This is a genomic window from Fibrobacter sp. UBA7003 (genome assembly GCA_002449765.1).
In the GTDB taxonomy this organism is placed as follows: Bacteria; Fibrobacterota; Fibrobacteria; order Fibrobacterales; family Fibrobacteraceae; genus Fibrobacter.
Genome location: DJXN01000001.1, coordinates 1 through 8,812, shown reverse-complemented (window position 1 = coordinate 8,812; position 8,812 = coordinate 1). Strand labels below are relative to the sequence as shown.

10 protein-coding genes are annotated in these 8,812 nt (G+C 52.0%); 4 read left to right on the top strand and 6 right to left on the bottom strand.

What is annotated here, in order from left to right:
* Window positions 1-96 precede the first annotated feature (96 nt).
* The 4 genes from B2952_RS00050 to B2952_RS00035 form a co-directional block, all read right to left on the bottom strand.
* Window positions 97-420 carry a hypothetical protein gene (locus B2952_RS00050; protein ID WP_290735911.1) on the bottom strand — a complete coding sequence of 108 codons (324 nt, stop codon included), beginning with the start codon at window positions 418-420 and terminating at the stop codon, window positions 97-99.
* The gene (locus tag B2952_RS00045) at window positions 417-1,766 is read right to left on the bottom strand and encodes an ATP-binding protein (protein WP_414655026.1); all 1,350 of its coding nucleotides are present in this window, start codon (window positions 1,764-1,766) and stop codon (window positions 417-419) included. Before B2952_RS00045 ends, B2952_RS00050 begins: the two co-directional genes overlap by 4 nt.
* A gap of 263 nt (window positions 1,767-2,029) precedes the next feature.
* Window positions 2,030-2,464, bottom strand: a complete 435-nt coding sequence (locus tag B2952_RS00040) for a MarR family winged helix-turn-helix transcriptional regulator (RefSeq protein WP_290735908.1) — start codon at window positions 2,462-2,464, stop codon at window positions 2,030-2,032.
* Window positions 2,465-2,472: 8 nt separating this feature from the next.
* Entirely contained in the window at window positions 2,473-3,015 is a 543-nt protein-coding gene (locus B2952_RS00035) for a glutathione peroxidase (RefSeq protein WP_290735905.1), read from the bottom strand.
* A 151-nt stretch (window positions 3,016-3,166) separates the two neighbouring features.
* Between B2952_RS00035 and B2952_RS00030 the strand changes: the two genes are divergently transcribed.
* The 4 genes from B2952_RS00030 to B2952_RS00015 all read left to right on the top strand — a co-directional run bounded on the left by B2952_RS00030 (window position 3,167) and on the right by B2952_RS00015 (window position 7,538).
* Window positions 3,167-4,420 carry an FISUMP domain-containing protein gene (locus B2952_RS00030; RefSeq protein WP_290735903.1) on the top strand — a complete coding sequence of 418 codons (1,254 nt, stop codon included), beginning with the start codon at window positions 3,167-3,169 and terminating at the stop codon, window positions 4,418-4,420.
* Window positions 4,421-4,536: 116 nt separating this feature from the next.
* A complete protein-coding gene (locus B2952_RS00025; RefSeq protein ID WP_290735900.1) occupies window positions 4,537-5,031 on the top strand; it encodes a hypothetical protein in 495 nt (164 codons plus the stop codon).
* A gap of 62 nt (window positions 5,032-5,093) precedes the next feature.
* Window positions 5,094-6,263 (top strand): hypothetical protein, encoded by a 1,170-nt coding sequence (locus B2952_RS00020; protein ID WP_290735897.1) that lies wholly within the window; start codon window positions 5,094-5,096, stop codon window positions 6,261-6,263.
* A 3-nt stretch (window positions 6,264-6,266) separates the two neighbouring features.
* Window positions 6,267-7,538: an FISUMP domain-containing protein gene (locus B2952_RS00015; RefSeq protein WP_290735895.1), complete on the top strand. Its 1,272-nt coding sequence runs from the start codon at window positions 6,267-6,269 to the stop codon at window positions 7,536-7,538.
* An 11-nt stretch (window positions 7,539-7,549) separates the two neighbouring features.
* On the opposite strand, the gene B2952_RS00010 is transcribed toward B2952_RS00015, so the two are convergent.
* Both B2952_RS00010 and B2952_RS00005 read right to left on the bottom strand, forming a co-directional pair.
* Window positions 7,550-7,903 carry a hypothetical protein gene (locus B2952_RS00010; RefSeq protein ID WP_290735894.1) on the bottom strand — a complete coding sequence of 118 codons (354 nt, stop codon included), beginning with the start codon at window positions 7,901-7,903 and terminating at the stop codon, window positions 7,550-7,552.
* Between the two features lie 161 nt (window positions 7,904-8,064).
* Window positions 8,065-8,541: a hypothetical protein gene (locus tag B2952_RS00005; RefSeq protein ID WP_290735892.1), complete on the bottom strand. Its 477-nt coding sequence runs from the start codon at window positions 8,539-8,541 to the stop codon at window positions 8,065-8,067.
* Window positions 8,542-8,812 lie beyond the last annotated feature (271 nt).

The following is an 8,812-nucleotide window of genomic DNA, read 5'->3' as shown; positions in this document are numbered from 1 at the left end:
GACGAGACAAAGTCGCGGGGATGACAGTCTGCGGAACCCGCGGACAAAGCGGCTGCAGGCAGGGGGAGGCTTCCCCCACCAAGTAAAAAGGCGGCGTCATTCTTCCATCAGTACCGCGATGTCGTCCTTGTCGAAGTCGGTGCCGAAGGCTTGCCGGTAGCTCGATTCCAGAGCCTCTCCGGGGGTGCAGTTTTCCCTGAACAGGACCATGCCGCTGTCCAGGCATTCCATGTCAAGCTCGCCGTCGGTGTCGATGCTTTCCGGCCGGAACGTGGACCATAGGCAATAGTCGGTGAACCCTTCCCGGATGTCTTCTTCGAGCAGGTTGTCGCCCGTGCCCGCCTGGACTTTCAGGAATGCCTTCGCGCTCTTGACCCATGCGAGTATCGCGCCGCCGAATGTGTCGTGCAGCCCCGTCATGACAAGAACGGAATCCAGTAAACGGGAATGCAGTCCGTATTCCCGTCCACAGCAAAGTCCTTTGTGAATGCGAGAATGCGGCGGCCAATGCGGCGTGAATATTTCTTGCAGAATTCATCAAGGGATGCATGCGACTTGTAGCCCGACGACTTGACTTCGATGGGGCAAATTTTACTTTTCTCCGATATGATAAAATCTACCTCGTAATTGCTGTTCGTGTTCTCCTTGGGCCATGCGTAGTAATAGAGTTCGTGGCCTGCGGCACGCAGCATTTGTGCGACGGCGTTTTCGTAAATGTAACCCAGATTGGCACTGGTCTTGTCCGACAGGAGTTTCTCGTAGATGATGTTGTCCGTAAAATCCTTGTCCTTGAATGCGAGCGTCACGAAAAGCCCCGTGTCGGCGGTGAACATCTTGTAAAAGTTGATATTCTTGTTCATGGCGAGGCCCGTATTCGGGTCGTTTGCATGATAGGCGAGTGCGATGGTAGAAGAATCACTCATGTTCGCGACAATTTCTTCAACGCGGTCCGCCTTGGTGCCAGGCAGCACCGAACTGACCTGATAGCGCTTGGCGTTACCGGTAAGCTGTGCGGGGATTGCGTCGAACAGGCTTGCGGCACGGCCGCTTGGATCGATCTTGGAAAAGTCGTCTTCGTAAAGTTCTATGATTTCGCGCTTGACCGAATCAACCATCTTGAAACTGTTCGACCGGATATATTCGTGGACCGCCTGCGGCATGCCGCCCACAAGCATATACAGCCGGAAGTCCCGCATCAGTTTCCGGTGCACCCCGTTACCGAGAGGGATTCTTTTGACGACGGCCTCCCTGAGCAGGTTGGCGGTGGCCCTGTCGCCCAGAGCCCAACGGAATTCCTCGTAATCTAGCGGGAAAAGTTCCATTCGGGTTTCTTCACTTGGAATGACTATTTTTTCTACGTTTTTCTTGATGGATATGAGCGAGCCTGTTTCGATGTAGTCGTAGCGGTGGTCCTTGACAAGGTGCTTGATGGCCTGCCTTGCCTTAGGGCACAACTGGATCTCGTCGAAAACGATGCAGGACTTGCGTTCTTCCAGTTCCACCTGGTAGGCAATTTTGAGCCGCAGAAAAATGTAGTCCAGGTTCGAAAGGTCGTCAAACAGAGCCATGATTTCCGAAGATGCCTTCGAAAAGTCAATGAGAATGTAAGACTTGTATTCCCGTTTCGCAAATTGCTCTACAATTGTCGATTTGCCGACGCGTCGAGCCCCCTTTATCATAAGTGCGGTAGAGCCATCACGCTCCTTTTTCCATTGGAGCATCTTTTGATAGAGTTTTCGTTCAAAAACAGGGGCTGTTTTCATCATTTATTTACCTCTCTGAGCCAAATATAATCTATTTTGCCCAAAATCACAAGTTTTATTCTTTAGAAAATGCCTAAAATCACTAATTTCTATACAGCATATTTGCCGAAATTCACTTTTTTGATTATTGTCTGTAAAAAGATTGCTCTACGGTACAAATATAGCTTTAGACAATGACAAAAAATGTCGCTACCGAAATGTACATTTGCAGCCATGGCAACGCGCACCCCCACGTCAAGGCTAAAGGTCAACGACAGCGAAACAACTCACCCTTCCTTGAACCCTTCCAAAACCTTGTTCAGCAGGGTGTACAGGGTCTTGGCTTCGGCATCGGAGAGGTTGACGCAGCTGGCCATGGACTTGGGGACGCTTGCGGCCTTGCGCTTGAGCGATTCGCCTTCGGAGGTGAGGCTTACCGAGAGGCAGCGCTCGTCGCTCTGTTCGCGGGTGCGCTGGATGTAGCCCTTGGCCTCGAGCTTTTTCAGGAGCGGGGTGAGCGTCCCGGAATCGAGGAACAGTTTTTTGCCGAGTTCCGAGACGTTGCACTTCTTTTCTTCCCACAGCACGAGCATCACTATGTACTGCGTGTACGTGAGGTCAAGCGGCTCCAGGTACGGGGCGTAACGGCGCGTGATCTCCTTGGACGCGGCATACAGCGGGAAGCACAGCTGGTTTTCGAGTTTTAGCTGGGGGCAGTCCATGGGTACTCCTAGAGCAGTTTCTCTACGCAGGCGCGCACGGCGTCCATGTCGGCGGTGGGTTCAAAACGCGCGACCACGTTGCCTTCGCGGTCGACCACGAACTTGGTGAAGTTCCACTTGATGTCGGGATTTTTCTTGTAGTCCTTGTCGATGCTCTTGAGGAGTACTGCCATGGCGGCGGCCTTCACGCCGAACCCGAAACCTTCGAAACCTTTCTGCGATTTCAGGTAGGTGTAGAGCGGGAGTTCGTCGGGGCCGTTCACGTCGGACTTTTTCATTTGCGGGAATTCGGTGCCGTAGTTGAGCGTGCAGAATTCGTGGATTTCGTCGTCGGTGCCGGGGGTCTGGCCCTTGAACTGGTTGCAGGGAATGTCGATGACTTCGAAGCCCCTGTCGTGGAAGTCGGAATACATCTGTTCTATAGGCTTGTAGTGCGGGGTGAAGCCGCAGCCGGTCGCGGTGTTCACGATGAGCATCACCTTGCCCTTGAAGTTTGCGAGCGGGACTTCGCTCCCTTTTCCGTCGGTGAGCGTGTAATCGTAGATGGTCATATTTTACCTCCGTTTTTCTCGGTGTGGCTTGATATTTAATTGTATACAATTAAATATTATAAAATTTAATCACAAAAAGCAATAGCCGGAAGCAAAAAATAAGTTCAATTCGCGCGATTATACTATATTCCAGACAAACAAGAGGTCCGCAATGTCCAAGAATCTCCCCTCCCTCCTCCTGGCGCCGCTCCTGGGCGCCGCCACAATCACCACACTCTCCGCCTGCGGGGACGAAGTCACCGAGGTCAACGAGACAACACAGGTGACCCAGGTGACCGGGATGCTTATCGTGAAGAAGGGCGAAGCGCTGCCCGAGTGCGGCGCGGAGAACGAAGGCTCCATGGCGTATTCCATGGATTCCGCGGCGGCCTACTACTGCATCGACGAGGAGTGGACATCCTTGCAGGGCAAGGACGGGAAGGATGGAAAGGACGGCGAAGACGGTAAAGATGGAAAAGACGGCAAGGATGGCGAGGACGGCACTGACGGTACCGACGGCGAAGACGGAAAGGACGGATCGGACGCGACCGGCTGCAAGATGACGGACAACGACAATGGATCTGTCACGATAATTTGTGGTGCCGATTCCAGCGTATTCTACAAGCCTCTCTGCGCAGGAAAAGTCTACAACCCCGACTCCAGTTTTTGCTTTGTAACGACAATCTACCGTAAATGTGACGGAAAAATCTACAATCCCGACTCGCTGTATTGCGCCGGAAACTTTCTTCTTCCACTTGGAGAACCTATCCCTCGTTGTAAAAATAGCCCATACAATCCTGATTCCCTCTTTTGCCACAAAGATTCCCTGTACAAACTATGCGACGGATGGATATACGATCCCGACAAAAAATTCTGCGTCAACGACAGAGAGTTCGACCAATGCGGCGTAGGGATATACGATCAATCACTCCAATTCTGCGAAAACGGAGAACTCAAAAACGGCAACGCAATTTGTGAGTTCATCGCCTACGACAGCACGGACGCATTCTGCGATACTCGCGACACCACCGTCTATAAATACGTGGTACTGGAGGGTTCCGACTATTCCGAAACATGGATGGCAGAAGACCTGCATTATGAAACCAGCGGTTACGACCCCGACGCTAATCTTGATATTTCTTGGCAGAACAATTACGGCGGACACGGAATATTCTACACATGGACAACGGCCATAAGCGTCTGTCCCGAAGGATGGCACCTCCCCAGCAAGGAAGAATACGAATCCCTGATAGAAGCCGCCGACAAAGCAACAATTGAAAAAGCGCTAGGATCGACAATGACATTCTGGACATCGACAGAAGAAGATGACGAACTGGCGTACATACTATACACAACCTACTTATCCAATCTCTTTTGTGACGAAAAGAGTTCCGTCAATCTTGTCCGCTGCGTCAAGGACAAGTAAGCGAAACGCCCCGTTTTCGTCCCAAGGCGAGCCCGCGATGCACGAAAAGGAGATAAAGGGTCAAGTCGGGCGACAGACGAAGGCATTACTTTGGATGCATTATTTATATTAAGAGTATGCCTAACGTCAAGAACATCTCATTCGCACTCGCCGCAATAGCCGCAGCCTCCCTGACCACGGGCTGCGCGTCCGTCTTTTTTTCGACTGTCAATATCCAACCTGTTACCATCGTGGCCGACGACGATGACGAATACGACTTCTATGTCAACGGAGTGCTGAAATGCGAGAACACGAGCGAGTGCACAGTCTACCGCAGCACGTATGGGCGCTGCAAAATGTCCATCGAAGCGTCACGTGACGGAGTCATCCTGGGTTCGGAGAAATACGGCTACTGGCATGATCCTTCCTTCATCGAACAGATGTTCCGGGACAAGGATGACGACGAAAAAGAAAAAAAGTGCCCCGAGGGCTTTTTCAGCGGGGCGCAAGCGGTCGTAAGAATCGACCAGGAAATCAAGGAACGCGTGAACGCCGCCAGGGAGAAGGCCTGGAGAGAAGGCCCTAACGCCTCGTGGGATACGTCGCCCCTCAGTTCAAGTTCCGCGGAATAGAACCGTCCTTTCGGTTCCGACAGGCATGTCCGTTCCTGATACAAATATCTATATTCTTGTTCATGAAACGACTTGCCTTGCTAATCCTGCTTGCGCTTGCCGGCGAGACTTTCGCCGACGAGATCATCACGATATACAATCGTGACCAGGCAGACATCGACGCCCTCCAGCGAGACCTGGAAGCCCTCAAGCAGAATGTTGCCTCGAACCCCGCTATCGATTCGCTGCTGGAACAAGCCGGCGAAATCGCACAGATGAACAACCGGTGCTCCTCCATCGACCTGACGCAAGAACTGGATCCGGCCTGCGGTCACTTCTATACGGTCGACCTGCCGGAATTCGAGGCCAAGTACCTGCAGATTACGGGCGAAGCGAGACTGAACGCCATTACCGTAGAAACCGAGATGAACAAGCGCGAAGAACAGATTCACGCCTGTACGGACGCCCTGCTGAGTATCGCCATCCCCAAGGAACAGCTGATTATCCTGAACGGATCCTTCACGGCGGAACCCCTTCCCGGCAACAAGTTCGACATCACCTACCATTACGACATGAAATGGAACAAGGACCTTGCCGAGAACATGATGAAACGGGCAAGGCGCTGGGTCGAGACCTGCCACCAGGTTGTCCATAGGCAAGGCAGCACGGAACTCGCCCCGCTGTTCACCAACAGGCTCGATTCCATAAACAACGTCCTGTCCAGTTCGAAAAACGTCATGTACAAGCTGGACAAGTCGACCCAGAGCATGTACCTGGTCCCGGCGAGCAAGCCGAAGGGTTTCTACATGTTCAACGGTTCCAAGATATTCAGCTACTGGGACAAAAGGGACAATGCCGAAACGAGCCCGCTGCTGGTCAACCTGTATTCGCTCGATGTCGATTCCCCGATTCTCGACGCCGAGGACACGTACAAATCCTTTGACGGCAGGGCGACATTCAACAGCAGGCCCAAGGACGGGCTGTACGGACGATGGTCTTGGGAGAAGGATCCGACCGACTGGGCCAAGGTGGGCTACATCTCGTCGGCAGCGCTCGCAGGCACAAGCATCATCCTGGGCATCGTATTCCACGCCCAGGCGACCAGCATCGGGGACAAGGCTCCGAAAAACGAAAGCGAATACAAGAAGAACCTGGACGATATCAAGAGCAAGCAGACCCTCCGCAATGTTTTCTATGGCATAGGGGCGGTAGCCCTCGCCGCTTCCGTCACACTTTTTGTACTGGATTTCTAGGCCATGAAAAGATTTATCCTGTTTTCCATACCCCTGCTCGTCGCGGCGTGTGCCGACGTCGCCGGCAACTACGAAGAAGAATACGGCGACGAATATGCCGGTACGGAGTCCGCCACATCGCACGCGACGCTCTCGTCGGCAGGCCACTCCGCGCCCGATTACGGCATCAGCAGCTCCAGCAATCCGCGGTCATCTTCCGTAGCCGCCCACAGCTCCAGCAGCATCTACAGTCCGTCTTCTTCCGCGGCAATACAAAGTTCCAGCAGTGCTTACAGCTCGTCTTCCTCCGCAACAATACAAAGTTCCAGCAGTGCTTACAGCTCGTCTTCCTCCGTGCCGGTACGCAGTTCCAGTAGCGTCTACAGTTCGTCTTCTTCCATACCGGTACGCAGTTCCAGCAGCGCGTACTCATCGTCTTCCAGCGTGAATGTCGTTACGTGCGGAGGCGAAGTCTACAACCCGTCCACGCATTTCTGCGAAGGAAACGACACGCACCCGCTATGCGGTGGGCAATCCTACACCTATGCAGAAGAATTCTGCTTCGGGCAGTCGGTCTATCCCAAGTGCAGCGGAGAAACCTACGACCCCACCACGAACCTGTGCGTCGGGGGAATCCTGAAGGACCTCTGCGGGACGCAGACATACACTCCCGGAGACGACGTCGAATGCAAGGACGGAATCCTCTACAACATGTTCACGGACAGCCGCGACGGCAAGAAATACCGCTACGTGACAATCGGGAGCTATACCGTAATGGCCGAGAACCTGAACTACTCCGATTCCGTCGCGACCCCCAACCTGGAAGCGACCTCCTCTTGCTACAAGAACGATCCCAGCAACTGCGCCAAATACGGAAGGCTCTACGGCTGGCCGGCGGCCGTCGACCTGCCACATTCGTATGTAGCGGACAAGTACAACATTACCGGCACGCACCAGGGAATATGCCCGTCCGGATGGCATGTCCCGACCCAATCGGAAATACTCGACATCGATAAATACGCCAAGGACAGGAACAGTACGGACCCCTACAACGATTTAAAGAGCAAGACCGGCTGGAAAACGGCAGGTACCAACCTGTACGGATTCTCGGCCGAACCGGGCGGGTATTACAACATGAGCATCGGCCATTACCAGATCAACGAACTGGTCGGCTTCTGGACGACGACCGAATACGCGAGCGGGTCGGCCATGTATTACAGGATTTCGAACAGCGGGACCAGTTCCGACTTGACCACGAAGTGGGATCAGTACTATATCCGCTGTTTCAAGAACTGATCAACCGGGAACTAGTTCCCGGATTTCACGCGGGCAAGTTCGTCCTCGAGCTTTTTCGTCTGCGCGTTGTTCGCGTCGATGATGTTCTTCAGGTTCTCGATCTCGGTCTCCTTGTTCGAGAGCTTGTCCTCGAGGTCCTTCACCTTGGCTTCGGATTCGTGCTTCTCCTCGTTGCTCTTGCTCAGCTGGGCGAGCAGGCTGTCGGTGGAGCTGCGGAGCTTTTCGGCCGTCTCCTCGGCGTCCTTCACGGCGGAGCTGTCGCAATCGGCACCTTCGGCGCACTTGCACCCGAAGAACTTCTTGTTGATGGCGATGGCGGCGACGGCACCGAGGGCGAGTCCGGAAATAAAGCTGCTGGTCTTCATAGAAAAACTCCTTGGTTCAATTTACTCATGTAATATCTATAAATTTTTCGCGGAAAACAAGTGAACCCGCACAAAAAAAAGCCTTTTTTACACCTATGGCTCTATAAAGCACTCGTCGTATGGGATATGGCCCCTATGGATTGCCCGAACTGGTCCTTTTTTTATTTGTCGTAGCAAACATCTTTGTCAACCATAGGCAATATCGCAACACAATAACCGTCAAAACAATCTATCCTTTCCCACGCATCTGTTGGCCCATAATAATCAAAATAATCCCTCAAAGTAACAGCGGTATAGCTATACCACGCAGCTGTATCCTGTTCCGCAATTATGCTATAGTGATTTCCGTCAGCAATTTTAATCCCTATTTCAATTTCTTCGCTTCTATTACTCGAAAATACATGTACCTTCAGCTTTGACGAGCCAATCGTCTTCTTATACATTTTTTCATTTATTCTGCAGTCAAAAGTCTTCCATATAGGAAACTCCTCCGACGCAACGCAACTATCAATGAACTCGTCACCAAATGACAAAGAACTATATGACTCATCCTCGGCTGAGGTTCGACATCTTATATTCTCAAAAAGATTCCCTTTTATTTTGGCACAATTTGTACATAGTCCATCTTCAATAATCAACCGTTCATAACATATTCGTTCACTGTTCAAATAAAAACGAACGCTATCTACATCCGATGTCGAATTAAGATAAAAATTGGCTCCTGGCGGAAAACAATCCGTTTCGCCCTCATAGCAACCGCAGAACAATCCGCAAAACGCGGTTGTCAAGACGAGGCTTGTTATAGATAACTTTTGCACCACATTACCTCTTTTTACTTGTCGTAGCAAAATTTTTCTTTTACAATTGGCAGCGTTGCGACACAATAGCCGTCATAGCAACCGCCACGAT

Bases quoted from the DNA above. Each gene is read 5' to 3' on its own strand.
- B2952_RS00050 (WP_290735911.1), bottom strand. From the start codon at position 420: ATGACGGGGCTGCACGACACATTCGGCGGCGCGATACTCGCATGGGTC.
- B2952_RS00045 (WP_414655026.1), bottom strand. From the start codon at position 1,766: ATGATGAAAACAGCCCCTGTTTTTGAACGAAAACTCTATCAAAAGATG.
- B2952_RS00040 (WP_290735908.1), bottom strand. From the start codon at position 2,464: ATGGACTGCCCCCAGCTAAAACTCGAAAACCAGCTGTGCTTCCCGCTG.
- B2952_RS00035 (WP_290735905.1), bottom strand. From the start codon at position 3,015: ATGACCATCTACGATTACACGCTCACCGACGGAAAAGGGAGCGAAGTC.
- B2952_RS00030 (WP_290735903.1), top strand. From the start codon at position 3,167: ATGTCCAAGAATCTCCCCTCCCTCCTCCTGGCGCCGCTCCTGGGCGCC.
- B2952_RS00025 (WP_290735900.1), top strand. From the start codon at position 4,537: ATGCCTAACGTCAAGAACATCTCATTCGCACTCGCCGCAATAGCCGCA.
- B2952_RS00020 (WP_290735897.1), top strand. From the start codon at position 5,094: ATGAAACGACTTGCCTTGCTAATCCTGCTTGCGCTTGCCGGCGAGACT.
- B2952_RS00015 (WP_290735895.1), top strand. From the start codon at position 6,267: ATGAAAAGATTTATCCTGTTTTCCATACCCCTGCTCGTCGCGGCGTGT.
- B2952_RS00010 (WP_290735894.1), bottom strand. From the start codon at position 7,903: ATGAAGACCAGCAGCTTTATTTCCGGACTCGCCCTCGGTGCCGTCGCC.